Origin of the sequence: Pseudomonas fluorescens, from assembly GCF_000730425.1 — a bacterium.
Taxonomy (GTDB): Bacteria; Pseudomonadota; Gammaproteobacteria; order Pseudomonadales; family Pseudomonadaceae; genus Aquipseudomonas; species Aquipseudomonas fluorescens_X.
The window spans coordinates 177,695-195,152 of the sequence record NZ_CP008896.1 but is presented as its reverse complement, the minus strand read 5'-3'; the positions used below and the strand labels follow the sequence as shown (position 1 = coordinate 195,152).

Here is a 17,458-nt window from a genome sequence, read left to right as displayed (position 1 = left end):
TGGACAGTTTGGTCACCGTTGGCGTACCCAACTGGCGTGGATCGGCACCCGGGTCATACAGGGGCAAGCGCCGCACGCTGGGGCGCACCAGCGCCTCGATGCGGCGGGTGGGATTGTCTTGATGCATGGAACACCTCCTTGTTATGACAGTGCGATGGCGCCCGCGCGGTCCAGCGCCTTGAGTTGCCGTTCAAACGAGACGATCAGCAGCAGCGCCGTGGCCGCCAGGCCAATCGCCAGGCCGGCCCACACGCCAAAGATCCCGTAGGGGCTGACAATGCCCAGCAACCAGGCGGCAGGCAGCCCCACCAGCCAGTAGCCGAACAGCGAAATACGCAGCGGTCCTGCCGTATCGCCTATGCCACGCAGGATGCCGTTGCCGATGTTCTGGCTGGAGTCGAACACCTGCAGGACGATGGCAATCAATAAACCGGTGGTCGCCAGGCGCACCGCATCCAGGTTGTTGGCGTGTTCGGTGCTGATAAACAGGCCGATCACCTGTTCAGGCAGCAGCGCGTAGGGAATGGCAAACAGCAGCATGACCACCACCCCAAGCCCCAGCCCCAGGCGCCCCAGTTGCCGCGCACGCTGATACTGCCCGGTACCGCAGGCCTCGCTGATGTGGATCGAAGCCGCATGGGAGATGCCCGCCGAGAACATGAACACGATGTAGATGATCTGGTTGAGCACGGTCTGCGCCGCCAGCGCTTCCATGCCCAGGGTGCCGATCAGCAGGGTCAGCACGCTGAAGAACCCGGCCTCGCTGGCATAGGTCCCGGCAATCGGCAACCCGAGCTTCCACACCGCCTTGATCGCCGCCGGCGAAAAACGCAGTTGCGCACACTTGAAATAGCCGGCCAGGCGCCGATGGGTCAGCACCACCGCCAGGAACATCAAAAACGACAACAGGAACACCACCGCGCTGGTGATCGCCACCCCCGCCAGCCCGTAGGCCGGAACACCGAACTTGCCGAACACCAGCACGTAGTTCAGCGCGGCCGTCAGGAAGATCGATACCAGGGTGATCGCCAGCAACGGCCCGGGGAATTTCAGGCCCACGGTAAAGTGGCGCAGCGCCTGGAACCACAGGCAAGGCAACAGACCGGGGGCAATGATCAGCAGGAAGTCCATGGCATTGGCCACCACACTGGCATCCTGGCCCAGCCAGGCCAGCGGCTGGCGCAAGCCCAGCAGCACGCCCATAAACACCAGGCCGCTGACAGTCGCCCAGAACAGCCCCGCCACCAGCAGCGCCCGCACCTGGGCTTCATCGCCCTGGGCATTGGCCTGGGCTACCAGGTTGCTGACGCCCGTGACCAGCCCGGTGCCGGTGGTGCGCAACTGGTTGAACAGCGCGATGGCCAGGCCACCCGCCGCCAGCTCCTTGGCGCCCAGGGTGCCGAGCACCACGATATCGATGGTGGTCAGGGCCACATAGGCCAGGTTGGTCAGGATCAAGGGCAGCGCCAGCAACAGCAGGGCCCGGCTGTCGGCGCGCCAGGCGCCGGGTTGTACGGCATTCAGGCCGACCATAACTGGACCCTCTGCCCACGGTTCTGCGCCAGGGCGCGGTCAGCCATCAAGCGGCCAAGCGCGACGTCCGTCACCACCATGCCGCTGTTGTAGGCGAACACCACATCGCCAGGATGGCGGCGTGCGGGCGCCAGGCCCAGGAGGATATCCGGCAGTTGCGCGTCCACAGCGGGCAGGCTGCCGTCGGCGGCGGCCAGGTCGGCGCTGGTGACCTGCATTTGTGCGGTGTCGGTGGCGATGCGGTAGTCGGCGCCGTGCAGTACGTCGGCATCGATGCCATAGCCCACCAGCACCGCCACGGCGCCAGGCTTGAGCCAGGCACGCTGCACTTGCTGGCGCGCCGAAAGCCCGGCAACGCCAAGAATGATATCGGCCTCGCCAGCCGCCGCCTGCAGGTCATCGACCACGATCACATCGCGCAGCGGGTAGTGTTTGTGCAGGTTGTCCCGCACCGCACGCAAGCCCTCGGCGTAGTGCCCGTAGACATACAGACGCTCCAGCTCAGGCATGGCCGCAAGCAACATGGGCAACGCCACCTGGCCCTGCACGCCGGTGCCGACCACCAGGGCACTGCGGGCATCCGGGCACGCGGCCCTGGCCATCAGCGCCGAGGTGGCCGAGGTGCGCAGCGGGCCGAGCTTGACCACATCCATCAGGGCAATCGGGCGACCGGTGCGGTCATCACACAGGAAGATGAACGAGTGGAACTGATAAGCGTCGCGGGTGCGCTGCGGATCATGCTCGTAGACCACCTTGAAGCCCACGGTGTGGCTGGCGCCATCGCGGCCGACCATCGAGTAGCTGATGGAGTGGCGGTCGGCAGGCTCGACAATGGTCTTGAGCGGGTTCTGCGAATCGCTGCTGCGCAAGGCCTTGTAGGCCTGCTCGACCACCTGCAGGACTTCACGGTAACTCACCCCCAGGTCTTCGAGCGCGGCCTGGGGCAGCACCCATAGATCGGCGGGGGCAGCGGTTTTGTTCGGACTGTTCACTCAAGGCTCCTTGTTGAAGGGTTTGCACGCTCAAGCCAGACTGTCCAGCTTCCAGCGCAGGTGTTGGCTTCGCAGCTCCAGTACCACTTTGTGTGGCAATGGAGCCTCGTGAAAGGGCGACTCGTTGGAGTCCATCTGATAGCCGGCGGTATTGAGGTAGATGAGCAGGTCACCGGCCTGAATCGGGTAGTCGAAGGAGACTTTGCGCCAGGTCAGCATGTCTGACTCCAGGCAGGTGGCCCCGCCGATGCAGGCTACAAAGGGCGATGGCGGGCGGGGCGTGGCCGGCAGCAGCAACGGGTCGGGCAAGAATTCGCTGTTGAACCACTGCTCGGAGAGGTTGAAGCTGCTGCCCTGCACCGTGACCAGGGCATAGCCGTCGCTGGCGCGGCGATCCTTGACGCCCTGCACACGAAACACGCTGATCCCGGCCTGGTCGAGCAAGGCGCGGCCCGGCTCGATGATCAGCCGCACGCCCTGCTCGATGACCTTTTGCCCCAGGCTCAGGCCGGGGCTGACGGGCGTGGCGAGGATGTCGTCAAGGGCCTCGGCACCGGCGCGGCGCGCACCATAGGGATAGAAACCGGCAAAGCCTTTGTCGCTGTGATAGCGCTCGGCGCAGTCCTCGGCCATAAATGCCTGCCACTGCGCCGGGTCGACGTAACGCACGGCAAAACCACCGCCCAGGTTGACCGTGCGGCAGCTGTCCAGCTCGCTGGCCTGGCACAGGTCGACCAAGTGGCTGGCGACTTGCGCCCGCTGTTCGGTGTCGTAACCGCCCAGGTGAAAGGAGAAGCCTTGCAGGTCCAGGTTTGCCACATGTTGGCGGCAGAACACCAACGCCTGGTCGCACTCCCGGGTATTCAGGCCGAAACGGCTATGGGACTGGCCGTTGGGGCAATAGCGCAGCAGCAGGCGTGCGCGCTGGCGCAGCGATTGTGCCAATTGCAGGATACGCAGCAGCTCCTCCAGGGAGTCCACCGCCAGCAGGCACTGATGGCTCAAGCTCAACCCCAGCAACTGATCGCTCTTGCGCGGGCCGGACACGCCGATATCGCAGCCGGCCACCCCACCCGCCAGGGCCTTTTGCAGCTCACCGACGCTGGCCACATCCACCCCGATCGCACACTGCGCGCAAGCCTGGATAAAGCAGTTGGCCTTGTTGGCCTTCTTCGCAAACAACAGGCTGCCGCGCACCTGGGCCTGGGTAAAGCTGTGCTGGAAGGCTTCGACGTTGGCATGAAAGACCTGGGGGCACAGCAGGTGCAGTGGCGAGCCGAGGCCATCGACCAGTTCGATCAATCTGCCACGGTGCTGATCAAGCAGGCGCTCGACCCACAGGTGGCGCAGGCCGGGCAATGAGCTGGAATAAGTCATGGTTCTAGAACTCGAACTTGGCCGAAAGGAACACTTCACGCTCGCGCCCCACATCCAGCCCGCCCTGGTAATAGGCGCTGGCGTAGTAGTACTTGTTGGTCAGGTTCTTGCCGTGCAGGCGGTAGGTCACCGGGGTATCCGCCAGTTTCGAGCGGTAGCTGATGCCAGCGTCGAGCAAGGTATAGCTGGGGATGTAGCCGCTGTTCTGCGCATCCACCGGGCGGCTGCCGACATAACTCAGCGTGCTGTCCAACGACAGGCCGGGCACGGCGGGCACGCTGTACAGGGCTCCGAACGCGCCTTTCCACTTGGGCACGCTTTCGGTGCGCTTGCCGTCCACGGTGACGTCATCCACATCCTCCATGCGGGTGGCCAGGTAGGCGGCGTTGGCCGTGAGGGTCAAGGCGTCGGTGACGCGATTGGCCAGGGTCAACTCGACGCCACGGTGGTGGAATTCGCCGTTGCTGACATAGGTGTTGCTGGTGTTCAGGTAACTGGCCTTGCGCCGGATATCAAACACCGCCAGGCCCAGGTTCAGGCGGCTGTCGAGGTCCAGTTTGAGGCCGACCTCGTACTGCTTGGACTCGATGGCATCGGTGGGCTGGTTGGCGTTGGTTGCGTTGTAGGGGGCGTAGTCGCCCTTTTCAAAGCCTTTGGAGTAACTGATGTACGTCATCAGGCTGTCCCAGGGCCGGTAGATCAAGGCGCCGCTGGGCACGAACACGTTGTGGCTCTGCGCAGGCGCGATGGCCGAGAGCTGTTCGGCGCGGTACCAGATGTAACGGCCACCGAGCATCACCTGGAACTGTTCGGTGAGGGAGATCAGGTCGCTGGCAAAGACCGAGGTTTCCTTGATGGAGGAGACAAAGTCGGTGGCTTGCTCCGGGCCGAAATGCCATTTCGGCGGGTTGACCGGGTGCCGGATGTTGCTCACCGAGACATCGCCGATGCCGATGCCTGGCGTACTGCTGTCCACCGAATCCCAGAACGGGCTGACGTCCTTGAATTGCTTGTAGCCGGTGCCGAAGAACACGTCGTGATAGAGATTGCCGGTGGCGAACTTGCCGGCCAGGTACGACTGCAGCGACCAGGTGCTGAACACTTCGCCACGGGACACGTAGAAGTCGGCCGAGCCGATATCCCCATTGGGCTTGATCCCGAACAGATCGTTGTAGCCCCCATGGCGCTCGACCCGCGAGTAGTTGCCCTGGGTCACGGAGGTCCAGTTGTCATCCAGCTCGTACTCGAACTTGGCGTCGAAGTTGGCGCCTTCGGTCTGGTGGCGGAACCAGGAGCCGGTCAACAGATCGCGGCGATTGACCTTGGGTGGCAGCACATAGCTGGATGGGTCCAGTGGGTTGGCGCGACCGCTCTGGTCGGCACGCAGCAACGGGTCGGAGACCGTGGATTTGCGCGACCAGTCGGCATTCAGTTGCAACAGCGCGCGGTCGCTCAGGCGCAAGTCGGTGGCCAGGCCGATAAACTTGCGCTCCATGTCGCGGGCGTGATCGAAGTCGCCGTTCTTCTCGTAGCCGGCATTCAGGCGATAGCCAATGGCGCCGTCGTTGAATGAATCGCTGGTATCAATCGCCACATAGCGGCCGAGCAACGACGAGCCTTGTACGCTGACCGTGTGCAGCGGCTCCAGGGTCGGGCGCTTGAGGATGTAGTTGATGGTGCCGCCTGGCGAGTTGAAGCCGTAGAGAAAGCCCGACGGCCCCTTGAGCACGTCGATGCGCTCGACGTTTTCCAGGGGGACGTCGTGGTGCGGGGCCAGGGCCAGGCCGTCACGGCGGATGGTGTTGAAGTTATCCATGGCAAAGCCGCGCAGGCGGAAGTTGTCAAAACCGCTGCCACCGGAAGAACTGAGCACCGAAGGGTCGAGGCTCAGCACATCGACGGCGGTGCGCGCGGAGCTGTCGGCGATGGTCTTGCTGGAATAGCTCTGGATCGCCAGGGGAACTTCCATGGCGTCCTTGGCGCCGAAACCACCCGCATTCACTTCCAGCGCCTTGTTCAACGGGGCGCTGACCCGGGTGGCTTCAAGCTCAGTGACTGATTCTTCGCGTTCTTGCGCGACGACGGGCAAGCCCGTGAGCGAGGACAACAGCCCCATCGCCAACACCGTTGAAAGCCGCGGAGCGATCCCGTGCAACTGGTTCATCTGCAATCCCTTGAGCCGAAAGTAAACAAGCCGACCTCAGGCATGGCGAAACATGAGAATCGTTATTGATAGATACAATATAACGTTTCTATTGAGCTGACAATCGCACGATCATTCAATACCTGTTGCCCTGCGGCATTTAAGGTCAGGACTTTCCCGGATCAGCTGAGATAACGGACATGCCCGCCTGCACCGCCACCAACTTTGCGCACAAATACAGCCTGTTCAACGAGCAATGGGCACCCAAGGTCATCGCACAGATGAACGACTACCAATTCAAGGTGGTGAAGATCGAGGGGGATTTTGTCTGGCACAGCCATGCGGACACCGTTTTTCAATTAGGGCCCCTTTAACCTTACAAGCGCCGGTGGCAGGCAGGTGTAGTCTAGGAAACCAGGGGCAACTCAATATAATTCGAACGTTTTTCTATAGGGCTTCCTCAAGAATCAGATCAGCGCCCTTCTCCGCCACCATCAGCACCGCCGCATGGGTGTTGCCGGAGGTGACATTGGGGAAGATCGAAGCATCTACGATGCGCAAGCCATCAAGGCCATGCACCTTGAGACGCTTGTCCACCACCGACTCCTGCGGATCGCCACCCATGGCGCAGGAGCCGCACAGGTGGTAGATCGAGCCGCTGTTCTGGCGAAAGTACTGCAGCATCTGTGCGTCGCTCTCGACCCCGGGGCCCGGCAGCACTTCATCGACGGTGATGCCCTTGAGCGCCGGTGCCTGCATGATCTGGCGCAACAGCCGGCTGCCTTGCAGCACCTCGTCAATGTCCTTCTCGGTGCTCAGGTAGTTGGGGTCGATCAGGGCCGCGTCCCGCGGGTTGTCCGAGGCGATCTCGATGTGCCCGCGACTGGTGGGCCGGCACGGGTTGAAGCACAGCAGGAACCCCGAATACGGCTCGGGCTTGAGGCTGGCCTTGTTGCTCTTGGGAATCTGGTACGACAGCGGGTTGAAGTAGAGCTGCAGGTTGGGATGTGCCTGGAGCTCGTTGCCACGGAAAAAGCCGCCGGCCTGGTTGACGCTCATGGCCAGCGCGCCCTTGCGGGTCAGCAGGTATTGCAGCCCCAGCTTGAGCTGGCCGAACAGCGAGCCAAACTCATCGTTCAGGGTCGGTACATTCGCCTTGTAGTAATAGCTGACGCACAGGTGATCCTGCAGATTGCGGCCCACCGCCGGCAGGTGCCGGACCAGGGGAATCCGGTGCCGGGCCAGCAGTTCGCGGTCGGCCACGCCGGACAGTTGCAGAATCTTCGGCGTGTCCACCGCGCCGGCACAGAGGATCACCTCCTTGTTCGCGCTGAAGGTGCGGACCACACCGTGCTGGGTCACGCAGATTCCGATCGCCCGCTGTTGCAGGTCATCGAATAGCACCCGGTCCACCAGGGCATGGTGCTCGACGGTCAGGTTCGGCCGGCTCAAGGCCGGGTGTAGGTAGGCGAAGCTGCTGGAGCAGCGCTGGCCATTGCGGGTGTTGACGTCATAGATGCCCGCGCCTTCGAAATCCGGGCCGTTGAAATCCTCGCTGCGCGGGTAGCCCAACTGCTCGCAGCCCTTGAGGAACGCCTCGCAGATCGGGTGGGTCTGGCCCTTCATCGGGGTGATGCTGATGGGGCCGCTGCTCCCGTGATATTGGCTGTCGCCCAGGGGATGGCTCTCCAGTTTGCGAAAATACGGCAGCACCTCCTTGAAGCTCCAGCCGTCATTGCCGCCCGCTGCCCAGTCGTCGAAATCGTGGGCCTGGCCACGCACGTAGATCATCGCGTTGATCGAGCCCGAGCCGCCCTGCACCTTGCCCCGGGGCGCGTAGATCGCACGGCCGTCGAGCTGCTGCTGCGGCTGGCTGTAGTACATCCAGTTGAAGGTCGGGTTGTAGTACATCTTGGCGAACCCCACCGGGATCTTGAACCAGAACGATGAGTCCTTGCCGCCCGCCTCCAGCAGCAGCACCGAATATTGGCCCGAGGCCGAAAGCCGGTTGGCGAGGATGCAGCCGGCAGCGCCCGCGCCGGCGATGATGTAGTCGTATGTCATGCAGGGTTACCGCGTCAGTCGTATTGAAGGCAGCCACCAGCGGCTGCCCATGCCCCGTCCGCAATGGCGGGAAAATGTCTCAGCCCCTCGCGGGCGAAGTGTCCTTGACGTCGGCCGGGGTCGCGGCCATTTGCAGGTGCAGGCGCTCGCCGCCGTAGGGCGAATGACGGCGCACCACGTCCATGTTCAGCTCTACCCCCAGGCCCGGTTCGGAGGACGGGATGATGTAGCCGTCCTCCCATTGCAGGGGCTTGGTCAGCACTTGGGCATGGAAGCCGCCCCAGGTCATGATGCTTTCCTGGATCAGGAAGTTCGGCGTGCAGGTGGCCAGCTGGAAGCTCGCCGCGGCGCCGATCGGCCCGTTGTACAGGTGCGGGGCGATCTGTGCGTAGTAGGCCTCGGCCATGCTGGCGATCTTCTTGGCTTCCAGCAGCCCGCCGCAGCGCGCCACGTTCATCTGCAGGATCGAGGCGCCGCCGGCCTGCAGCAGCTTGAAGAACTCGTACTTGGTGGTCAGGCGCTCGCCCGTGGCAATCGGGATGCTGGTCTTGGCCGCGACCTGGGCCATGGCCTCTTCCTGGCCCGGAGGCACCGGCTCTTCGAACCACAGCGGGTCGTACTTTTCCAGGCGCCTGGCCAGGCGAATCGCCGACGACGGCACCATCTGCCCATGGGTGCCGAACAGCAGGTCGCACCGATTGCCCACCGCCTCGCGGATCTTGCGGCAGAAGGTTTCGCAGCGCTCCAGCACCTCCAGGGACAATTGGTGGCCCGAGTAGGCGGTATAGGGACCGGCCGGGTCGAACTTGAGGGCGGTGAACCCCTGGTTCATGTTCTGCACGGCGCACTCGGCTGCCAGGTCCGGGTCGTCGTAGTCGTACTCGCCCCTGCTGTTGCGCGGGTACAGGTAGGTGTAGGAGCGCAGGCGCTCGTGGACCTTGCCCCCCAGCAGTTCATACACCGGCTTGTTCGCCGCCTTGCCGATGATGTCCCAGCAGGCCATTTCCAGGCCGCTGACCACACCCATCATGGTCAGGTCCGGGCGCTGGGTGAATCCGCTGGAATAGGCCTGGCGGAAGAAGCGCTCGATATGGTGCGGGTCCTGGTCCAGCAGGTAGCGCTGGAACACATCCTCGATGATCGGCAGCATGGCCTGGGGGCCGAAGGTGGCGGCGTAGATCTCACCCACGCCTTCGATGCCGCAGGCAGTCCTGAGCTTGACGAACAACCAGTACATGCCACCGATATGCGGCGGCGGGACAGCAACGACATGGGTTTCAAGGGCGACGATTTTCATCTCAGGCACCTGCCTTGTGATTGACGGTTTTACGGTTGACCCGAGCCCTGAGGACCAGGGCCGCGAGCGTGCCGAGCAGGCCGACCGCGGCGATGTAGCCGAAGTACAGCTGGTAGCCCAGGGCACCGGGGAAGTGTTCGGTGAGGTAGCCGTTGATCAGCGGGATAAAGGCGTCCGGCAGGTAACCCACCACCGAGACAATGCCGATGGCCAGGCCGGTGATGCGCAGCGGAATGTCACAGGTGTCGAGAATCGCCCAGTACAGCCCGCGAATCGCGTAGGTCATCAGGCCGATGAAGATCACCGTGGCAATCAGCAGCCCCAGGTGGTTCAGCCCCGGAAACACGATCAACCCGAGCATCGCCAGGGACGCCAGCAACAGCGCCACCACCAGCACCGATACATTGGAGAAACGGTCCCCCAGCCAGCCGCCGCCAATGCCGCCAATGGGCCGCATCCACAACTTGATGGTAGTGATAGTGCCGGCCATGACCGCGGTCATGCCGTTGCCCTGCAGATAGTCGGAGAAGCTGTAGGTGGCCCAGAAGATGTGATAACCGCAGAACACGATGGCGGTCACCAGCCACAGCTCGGGAATCTTCACCAGGATCGCCAGGTCGCTCAGCAGGTTGAACCTGCCCTGCTCCACCGGCGCGGTGTCCGTCATGGACTTGGGATCCTTGAGCAGCACCAGCACGCAGCCAATGGCGATGCAGGTAAAGGAATACAGGTAGACCACATGCCGGAAGCCCTCGGCGGCCGACTCGCCACGGGTTTCCGTGGCCAGGGCGAACAGCCCCAGGGCCAGGGTCGCCAGCAAGGCTTCCACCAGCCCGCGACCGCCGTCGAGGATGCCGAAGAACCGTCCCTGCTCGGACTGCCGGGCGATCATCTTCACCCGCTTGAGCACCGAGGCCCAGAAGGTCAGGCCGGTGGTCAGGCCCCAGCAACCGAAGATGATCATCAGCACCGTCAGAGAAGGCGCGGTGGAATACCACAGGCCCAGGGCGCCGGTGGCCACCAGCGAGAAGAAAATCAGGAAACGCGGTGCGATGCGGTCCGCCAGCCAGCCGCTGGGCAGGTAGCTGATGAGGAACACCGTCCCGAGCATCGAATACAGATAGCCCAGCTCACTGTGATTGATCTGGAACACCTCGAGCATGGTGGTCTGGTAGACCTGGCGCAGGTAGAGGATCGGATAGATCGCCCCCGCGGCCAGCACCAGCAACATCAATTGGACATAGCGCCGGCCCTTGTCGCTCTGGCCGGCGGCCAGCGGCGTGGAACCCTGAACAGCGGCAGTACTGGAAGCATGCTTGGACATAGCTGGAACCTCGGGCTACCCGTCGATGCGGGCGCCCTGATCATTATTTTTATAGGAGAGGCGCAGCGGCAAACTTTGAGCTTCAAGCCGCAAGAAGCACCGCAGCGCCTTTGCTTGCCGCTCAAGATTTGCAGCGGCTGCTAAAACTTCATGACGACGAGGCGGGTCTGGGTGAATTCGAGCATGCCGTGCTTGCCGTCATCGCCGCCCAGGCCGGAACGTTTCCAGCCGGCGTGGTAACCCTGGTAGGGGTCGGCCGGGGTGCGGTTGACGTACAGCTCGCCCGCTTCGATGGCATTGGCAACTTTCATCGCGGTACGGTAGTTCTCGGTGTAGAGCACCGACGACAGGCCGAACTGATGATCGTTGGCCAGGGCCAGGGCTTCGTCGATGTCGCGGTACTTGAGCACCGGCAGCACCGGGCCGAAGATTTCCTCCTGGACGATCTCCATGTCCTGGCTGCACCCGCTGAGCAGGGTCGCCGGGTAGAAATGGCCCTTGCCCTGGGGCAGTACGCCGCCGCTTTCCAGCACGGCGCCGGCAGCGACGGCACGCTCGACCAGGGCATGGACAGCCTGTTGCGCACTGGCATTGACCAATGGCCCCATCAACCCCGGGTCGACTGTACGATCACCGAAGCGAACCGCTACGAGCTTGGCCTTGAGCAGGGCCAGGAAAGGTTCGTGCACGCTCTCATGCACATAGACTCGCTCTACCGCCGTGCACAGTTGGCCGCAATGGGTGGTCTTGGAGCCGACGATGTCGCTGGCGGCCTTTTCCAGGTCGGCATCGGCCTCGATGATGGCCGGGGTCTTGCCCCCCAGTTCCAGAGAAGGCTTGGCGATATTGGCCTTGCAGTAGTCGAGCACGATGCGCCCGGCGTTGACGCTGCCTGTCAGGGTAATCAGGCCCACGGCCTTGTGGGTGCAGACACTGGCGGCGGTGGCGTGGTCCATGGTCAGGATGTTCACCACGCCGGCCGGCAGTCCGGCCTGCTGCACGGCCCGGGCAATCTCGAAGGCAGAGATCGGGGTGTTGTTGCTCGGGCGCACCACCACGGTGTTGCCGGCAATCAGCGCCGGGGCGATCTTGCGCAACAGCGTGTAGACCGGGTAGTTGAACGGAATCAGGCAGGCCACCACGCCAATCGGCTCGCGGTGCAGGAACAGGTTTTCGTCCGGGCTGTCGCTGGGGATGATCTCGCCTTCGATGCGTCGCGCCCACTCGGCGTGGTAGCGGGTGATCTGCGCGGCATAGCGGGCTTCGTTGCTGGCATCCTCCAGGCTTTTGCCGGACTCGGCGGCCAGCGCTGCACCAATGGTTTCGGCCCGTGCTTCAAGGGCATCGGCCAGGGCCCGCAGGTGCTCGGCACGTTGGATGCTGGTGAGTGTGCCCCAGATCTGTTGTGCCGCAGCGGCCGCGTCGACCGCGGCCACGGCTTCGGCGGCGGTGGCGGCCGAGACCGCGCCAACCTGGGCTTCGGTGGCCGGGTTGTACACCGCGATCAACGCGCTGCTGACAGGTTCGATGAAGTGGCCGTTGACAAAATTTCGCTCGAGTCGCATGGAGAATGCCCATCGTTGTGACATGAATGACTGGGGCGGCCGGGAACCGATCTCGGCCACTCCTTCAACTTCAACCCGCCTTGCGCGCCTGACCGGGCACGGCACTGCCTGCCGGCGACCAGAAAAGGGACGGCATGGCAACGGACAGGAAGTGACGAGTCGTAAACGCAAGGCGCGGACTCGGACAATCGTAGGAAGCTAGGTAAGGCATGGCGGGTTACTCGGTTTTTGTTATGTGAGTAACCCGCAGTCTTGGCATCCGGCTACGAATGGACAAACGATTAAATAAGCCGACAAAGATTCGAAAAACGCATGTTAGCCAACAAAGGGCCAGGCCAGAGGCTCGGCACTGGCATCGCCTGCCGCCGCCCTTGCGCGGAAGCCGCCGTTAGCGAAGGCACCTAGCCGGTCACCGCCGTTGACGGTTCCAACTGGCGTTGCGCCAGCCAGATCTCTTCCTGCAGCCACTGGCCAAACACCTGCAGCTGCGGCATCCGCGTCTGCTCCGGTCGCGTCACCAGCCAGTAGGACTGGTGCCCTTCCACATGCACGTTGAGAACCTGGGTCAACTGCCCGCTGGCCAGGTCCGGGGCGACCATGTGCCAGTCGGCAATGGTGATGCCCAGGCCATCGGTGGCGGCACGGATCGCCAGGTCCAGCAGATCGAACTCATAACCGCCCTGGGTATCGACCCCGCTGATGCGCGCCGCATCCAGCCAGTGCTTCCAGGTCAGGTAGCGCTGGTCTTCCCGGGCCAGGACGTGCAACAGGGTCATGCGGCTCAGATCGACGTCCTGCTCGCTCGATTTCCGGGCGTACAGCGAGGGGGCGCAGACCGCAACATGTCGCTCCTGGAACAGCAGCGAGCTGTCCAGGCCGTCCCATTCACCGTCGCCAAAGCGGATTGCACAGTCCAGGGCACTGGTTTGCGCCAGGCTGTCCTGCAAGCGCGTGGTGATGCTCAACTCCAGCTCCGGATGCTGCTCGCGCAGGCGCCCCAGGCGCGGCATCAGCCAGCGGCTAGTGAAGGTCGGCGGCGCATTCAGGTGCAGGCGATTGGCATGGGACTTCTGCTGGATGCTGCGCACCGTCAGCTCGATCTTGTCGAAGGACTGGTGCAAGGCCCGCAGTAGCACCCGGCCGGCGTTGGTCAGCTCCAGGTGATGGTGACGCCGCTCCAGCAGGCTCTCGCCCAGTTGCTCCTCTAACTGGCGTACCTGGCGGCTGACTGCGCTCTGGGTGACGTTGAGCAACTCGGCGGCGCGGGTGAAGCTGCCGGTGCTGCCAGCAACTTCGAAGGCCTTGAGTGCGTTGAGACCGGGCATTTTGCGTTTCATGGAGTGGCTCGAGCACAGCTAACGAGGTGGCAAGCATCCCACGTCCGCGGTGGTTCTTCCTACAGTCGCGACAATTTTTTCTACCCGTAACCTGCATTTAAGGAAGGTTTGTCCGACCAAATAATCGTTTGTCGATCCTGCGCTCTATGGCAAGACTGCCTGGCATCTCACATAACAATAAACGAGAGCCGCCCCATGCCCCGCCCCACTTGCCTGCGCTTGAACGCTGCCTGCCTGGCTGCCCTGTCCACCCTCGCCACGCCGGCCATGGCGATCCAGGTCACCGACAACCTCGACCTCGGTGGCGCGATCCGTGCGCGCTGGGACTACGACCCGGACCGCGACATCCAGAAGTTCGGCCTGGATACCCTGTACCTCAGCGCCAAGTACAATTCCGACACCTGGATCGGCGAAGCCCAGTACCGTTTCTACGGCCGTTCCTACCCCTACCAGTACACCCGGGACTACGGTGATATCCAGTTCGCCAAGTTCGCCTGGGTCGGCTACCGGTTCAACCCCGACCAGCAAGTGCAGGTGGGCCTGAACAGCGTGCCGTTCGGCCTGCAGCCGTACTTTGGCAGCACCTTCTACGAAACCCTGGGCAACGTCATCGGCCTGGAAGACGTACAGCAGGTCGGCGCCAAATACATCCAGCAACGTGGAGACTGGAACCTCCAGGCCGGCTACTACCTGCGCCCGGCGTGGCAGGGCAAGGGCACCAGCAAGGGCGTGACCTACTCCAGTGTGGTGTCCGGGGCCGACAGCTACGTGGCCGACGGCAGTGACAACCAGGAACGCAACACGGTGGTGCTGCGGCTGGCCAGGGCCCTGGACCTGGGGCCGTGGAAATCCGAGGTCGGGCTCTCCGGCCTGACCTCTACCCTGGAGAACCAGGACACCGACCACCACGGCCGGCGCAACGCCCTGGCCCTGCACTACCTGGGCAAGAACGGCCCCTGGGGCCTGCAGTTGCAGGCGGCGCGCCAACAGATGTCGCCCCGCAACGCCGGCACCGATGAAGTGGTCACCCTGGGCGGCTACGACGGCACCTTCAACGTCGCGAGCCGCGGCAACCTGTACGTGGCGGACCTGAGCTATGACGTCGCCGGCAATTACCTGTTCGACCAGCTCAGCGGTATCAAGCTGTACGCCAACTACAGCGCCTTCGACAAATCCGCCGATGAGTTCAAGACCTCCCAGCGACTGATCCTCGGCAGCTCGTTCTCCCTGAGCAAACTCTGGGTTGCCACCGAGTGGCTGATCGGCAAGAACGATCCCTATATCGGCGGCAGCAGCTACACCCAGAGCCTGGGGGCTGGCGGCAGCAACCAGTGGGAGAACCAGCTGTATGTGAACCTCGGGTATTACTTCTGACCGAGTCCGCGGGATGAGGGCTGGGTAATGTGCAGGACGGACTGGCGCCTGTTCCGGCCACAACAATAAACCTGCCCGCAGCCCCGGGTCCCAGCCCCGAAGACCGAGGGCCGACGGCGCAGCGGAGTCGCCCTTTCATGCGTCAGCTGCCTTCCCTGAACATGTTGCGGGTCTTTGAAGAGGTCGCGCGCCATCGCAGTTTCAGCCAGGCCGCCCAGGGTCTGAACGTGACCCAGGGCGCCGTCAGTCGCCAGATCAAGCAGCTTGAGGACTACCTCGGTGTCGCACTGTTCGTGCGCACCCCACGAGGGCTGGCGCTGACCGAGGCCGGTACGGCGCTGTCACCGCAGATGGAATCGGCCTTCGACCATATCGAACGCGCCCTGGAAGCCGTGCGCGTGCCCAACCTGCGCCAGCGCCTGCGCATCGTCGCGCCGCCGACCTGGGCCACCCGCTGGCTGTCAGCGCAACTGCGCCATTTCTGCCAGCGCTACCCGGACATCAGCCTCAGCGTGACTCACACCAGCAGCCACGACAGCCTGGCCGAGGTCGACTGCCAGATCCGCTTCGGCCTGGAGCCTGCCACTCATTGTTCAAGCCAGTTGCTGGTGATGGAGCGGCACATCGCCGTGGCCAGCCCGGAATTGTTTGTCGATGGCCTGGCACCGGATCTGGGGCAGTTTCCACTGCTGCACATCCTGCATGATGGCAAGCGCCTGCGGGTCTGGGAGAACTGGCTGGCGGCCATGGGCCGAGACGATTTCGATGCCCGAGCGGGCCTGGAGTTCAGCACCCTGGACCAAGTGATCCATACCGCCCTGGCGGGTGGCGGACTGGCGGTGATCGACCGCCAGATGATCGAGCGAGAATTGGCGGACGGCCGCCTGCTGCCGATCACCTCGGTGGAAGTGATCGGCCCCTACGGCTATTGGCTAGACGTCGCGAACGACAAGCAGGGGCTGTCCAAGGTACAGCTATTTACCCAGTGGCTGAGCCGGGTGAGTAACCCTTGAGCACGAACACCCCCTGAACAAACCGGCTTCGTAGCAGTCACCAAACCTGAGCCTGCGGCCTGCTTGAAAACAGGAGGTCAGATCGGGGCGGACGCGCCAGGCAGTTTGATCTTGGCCGGCTCGGCGCCGTTGACGCTGCAAGCCTGACTCAGGGTCAGGGACTTGGTCTCCGGTGCCCAGGCCCAGGAAATCAGTGCGCCCAATGCCAGGATCCCGGCGAGGATACCCATGGTCGGGCTGAGGCCTATCCCGGCCACGCTCACCGGCAACAGGAAGGTGCTGGTGGCCGAACCCAGGCGACTCACGGCGGTGGCCAGGCCAATGCCGCTGGCACGCACTTCGGTGGGGAAACTCTCCGCCGGAAACACGCCCACCAGGTTGCTCACTGCCGACAGCACCAGAGTGAACACACCGAACAGCAGCACCATCAGCCACGCCGCGCTGCCCGGCAGTACCGCCAGCAGCAACAGCGCCACCGCCAGGATGACAAAGGAGTTGATCAGGAACCCCCGGCGGGAAAACTTCACCGTGCACCAGATGCCGATCAGCGCGCCCAGGATCAGCAGCAGGTTGAGCATCAGTTCGGTGCCAAAACCCTCGGCCAGGCCCATCTTCTGCAGGATCGACGGCAGGAAGGTGTAGATGGCGAAATACGGCATGACGATGCACACGAAGAACAGGCAGTTGAATGTGGTGCGCTTGCGGTACTCGGGGCTGAACAGCACGGCATAGCCGGAACGGGTTTCACCCGAGGGCTGTTCGTCGAGCACCACGTTGGCCCCCAGGTGCTTGTGGACGATGGCGCGGGCCTCGGCGGTGCGCCCACGGTTGACCAGCCAGCGCGGCGACTCCGGGGTGCCGATGCGCGCCAGCAGGATCAGCCCGGCGGGTATCGCCGAGGACGCCAGCATCCAGCGCCAGGCGTCGTCGCCAAGGCTGAGCATCGCGGTGCCGACAAAGGTCGCGGCAACGTAGCCGAAGGTCCAGATCACGCTGAACGAACCCAGCAGCACACCGCGGTGCTTCTTCGGCGCGAACTCGGCGAGCATGGCGTGGCCGACGCTGAAGTCGCCGCCCAGGCCGATGCCAATCAGGACCCGGCACAGGAACAGGCCCATGGCGGTCTCGGCATAGAACTGCATCACCGAAGCCAGGGTGATCAGCACGAAACTGACCAGGAAGATCTTCTGCCGCCCCAGGTGATCGGAGATCCAACCGAAGAACAGGCTGCCGATAAACAGCCCCATCAGCGCCGAGGCGCCGATCAGGCCCTGCCAGAACGCATCCAGTTGCATCTGCGGACTGAGCAGGGTGAAGGCGATGCCGATCAGGCCAAGGATATAGCCGTCGGTGAAGTGCGCACCGAAGGTCAGGCCGGCGATTTTCAGGTGGAACCGGCCAATGGGCAGGTCATCGATCTTGACGGTTGCAGTGCTCAT

12 protein-coding genes and 1 pseudogene are annotated in these 17,458 nt (G+C 63.5%); 3 read left to right on the top strand and 10 right to left on the bottom strand.

The window, feature by feature from the left end; translation table 11 throughout:
* Positions 1-141 precede the first annotated feature (141 nt).
* The 4 genes from HZ99_RS00610 to HZ99_RS00595 are packed head-to-tail and all read right to left on the bottom strand — an operon-like array spanning position 142 to position 6,066.
* Positions 142-1,533 carry an MATE family efflux transporter gene (locus HZ99_RS00610; RefSeq protein WP_051902966.1) on the bottom strand — a complete coding sequence of 464 codons (1,392 nt, stop codon included), beginning with the start codon at positions 1,531-1,533 and terminating at the stop codon, positions 142-144.
* Positions 1,521-2,525 (bottom strand): ornithine cyclodeaminase, encoded by a 1,005-nt coding sequence (locus HZ99_RS00605; protein ID WP_038440525.1) that lies wholly within the window; start codon positions 2,523-2,525, stop codon positions 1,521-1,523. Before HZ99_RS00605 ends, HZ99_RS00610 begins: the two co-directional genes overlap by 13 nt.
* A gap of 30 nt (positions 2,526-2,555) precedes the next feature.
* The gene (locus HZ99_RS00600) at positions 2,556-3,902 is read right to left on the bottom strand and encodes an alanine racemase (RefSeq protein ID WP_038440524.1); all 1,347 of its coding nucleotides are present in this window, start codon (positions 3,900-3,902) and stop codon (positions 2,556-2,558) included.
* Between the two features lie 4 nt (positions 3,903-3,906).
* The gene (locus HZ99_RS00595; RefSeq protein WP_051902965.1) at positions 3,907-6,066 is read right to left on the bottom strand and encodes a TonB-dependent siderophore receptor; all 2,160 of its coding nucleotides are present in this window, start codon (positions 6,064-6,066) and stop codon (positions 3,907-3,909) included.
* A gap of 179 nt (positions 6,067-6,245) precedes the next feature.
* On the opposite strand from HZ99_RS00595, the pseudogene HZ99_RS00590 reads away from it, so the two are divergent.
* Positions 6,246-6,395: pseudogene (locus HZ99_RS00590) on the top strand (cupin); the annotation flags it as partial.
* Positions 6,396-6,492: 97 nt separating this feature from the next.
* On the opposite strand, the gene HZ99_RS00585 reads toward HZ99_RS00590, so the two are convergent.
* The 5 genes from HZ99_RS00585 to HZ99_RS00565 form a co-directional block, all read right to left on the bottom strand.
* Positions 6,493-8,109: a GMC family oxidoreductase gene (locus tag HZ99_RS00585; RefSeq protein ID WP_038440523.1), complete on the bottom strand. Its 1,617-nt coding sequence runs from the start codon at positions 8,107-8,109 to the stop codon at positions 6,493-6,495.
* Between the two features lie 79 nt (positions 8,110-8,188).
* Positions 8,189-9,406 carry a mandelate racemase/muconate lactonizing enzyme family protein gene (locus tag HZ99_RS00580; RefSeq protein WP_038440522.1) on the bottom strand — a complete coding sequence of 406 codons (1,218 nt, stop codon included), beginning with the start codon at positions 9,404-9,406 and terminating at the stop codon, positions 8,189-8,191.
* A 1-nt stretch (position 9,407) separates the two neighbouring features.
* Positions 9,408-10,730, bottom strand: a complete 1,323-nt coding sequence (locus tag HZ99_RS00575; RefSeq protein ID WP_038440521.1) for an MFS transporter — start codon at positions 10,728-10,730, stop codon at positions 9,408-9,410.
* A 140-nt stretch (positions 10,731-10,870) separates the two neighbouring features.
* A complete protein-coding gene (aldA, locus tag HZ99_RS00570) occupies positions 10,871-12,295 on the bottom strand; it encodes an aldehyde dehydrogenase (protein ID WP_038440519.1) in 1,425 nt (474 codons plus the stop codon).
* Positions 12,296-12,696: 401 nt separating this feature from the next.
* Positions 12,697-13,632, bottom strand: coding sequence for a LysR substrate-binding domain-containing protein (locus HZ99_RS00565; protein ID WP_038440517.1), 936 nt, complete (start codon positions 13,630-13,632; stop codon positions 12,697-12,699).
* A gap of 195 nt (positions 13,633-13,827) precedes the next feature.
* Between HZ99_RS00565 and HZ99_RS00560 the strand changes: the two genes are divergently transcribed.
* Both HZ99_RS00560 and HZ99_RS00555 read left to right on the top strand, forming a co-directional pair.
* Positions 13,828-15,006: a hypothetical protein gene (locus tag HZ99_RS00560; protein ID WP_038440516.1), complete on the top strand. Its 1,179-nt coding sequence runs from the start codon at positions 13,828-13,830 to the stop codon at positions 15,004-15,006.
* 137 nt (positions 15,007-15,143) lie between these two features.
* Positions 15,144-16,019 carry a LysR substrate-binding domain-containing protein gene (locus HZ99_RS00555; RefSeq protein ID WP_038440514.1) on the top strand — a complete coding sequence of 292 codons (876 nt, stop codon included), beginning with the start codon at positions 15,144-15,146 and terminating at the stop codon, positions 16,017-16,019.
* 77 nt (positions 16,020-16,096) lie between these two features.
* On the opposite strand, the gene HZ99_RS00550 is transcribed toward HZ99_RS00555, so the two are convergent.
* On the bottom strand, positions 16,097-17,458 hold the full coding sequence (locus HZ99_RS00550; RefSeq protein ID WP_038440513.1) for an MFS transporter: 1,362 nt from the start codon (positions 17,456-17,458) through the stop codon (positions 16,097-16,099).

Excerpts from the sequence above, each read along its gene's own strand:
- HZ99_RS00610 (WP_051902966.1), bottom strand. The coding sequence starts at position 1,533 with ATGGTCGGCCTGAATGCCGTACAACCCGGCGCCTGGCGCGCCGACAGC.
- HZ99_RS00600 (WP_038440524.1), bottom strand. The coding sequence starts at position 3,902 with ATGACTTATTCCAGCTCATTGCCCGGCCTGCGCCACCTGTGGGTCGAG.
- HZ99_RS00595 (WP_051902965.1), bottom strand. The coding sequence starts at position 6,066 with ATGAACCAGTTGCACGGGATCGCTCCGCGGCTTTCAACGGTGTTGGCG.
- HZ99_RS00585 (WP_038440523.1), bottom strand. The coding sequence starts at position 8,109 with ATGACATACGACTACATCATCGCCGGCGCGGGCGCTGCCGGCTGCATC.
- HZ99_RS00580 (WP_038440522.1), bottom strand. The coding sequence starts at position 9,406 with ATGAAAATCGTCGCCCTTGAAACCCATGTCGTTGCTGTCCCGCCGCCG.
- HZ99_RS00575 (WP_038440521.1), bottom strand. The coding sequence starts at position 10,730 with ATGTCCAAGCATGCTTCCAGTACTGCCGCTGTTCAGGGTTCCACGCCG.
- aldA (WP_038440519.1), bottom strand. The coding sequence starts at position 12,295 with ATGCGACTCGAGCGAAATTTTGTCAACGGCCACTTCATCGAACCTGTC.
- HZ99_RS00565 (WP_038440517.1), bottom strand. The coding sequence starts at position 13,632 with ATGAAACGCAAAATGCCCGGTCTCAACGCACTCAAGGCCTTCGAAGTT.
- HZ99_RS00560 (WP_038440516.1), top strand. The coding sequence starts at position 13,828 with ATGCCCCGCCCCACTTGCCTGCGCTTGAACGCTGCCTGCCTGGCTGCC.
- HZ99_RS00555 (WP_038440514.1), top strand. The coding sequence starts at position 15,144 with ATGCGTCAGCTGCCTTCCCTGAACATGTTGCGGGTCTTTGAAGAGGTC.
- HZ99_RS00550 (WP_038440513.1), bottom strand. The coding sequence starts at position 17,458 with ATGAGCACTGCAACCGTCAAGATCGATGACCTGCCCATTGGCCGGTTC.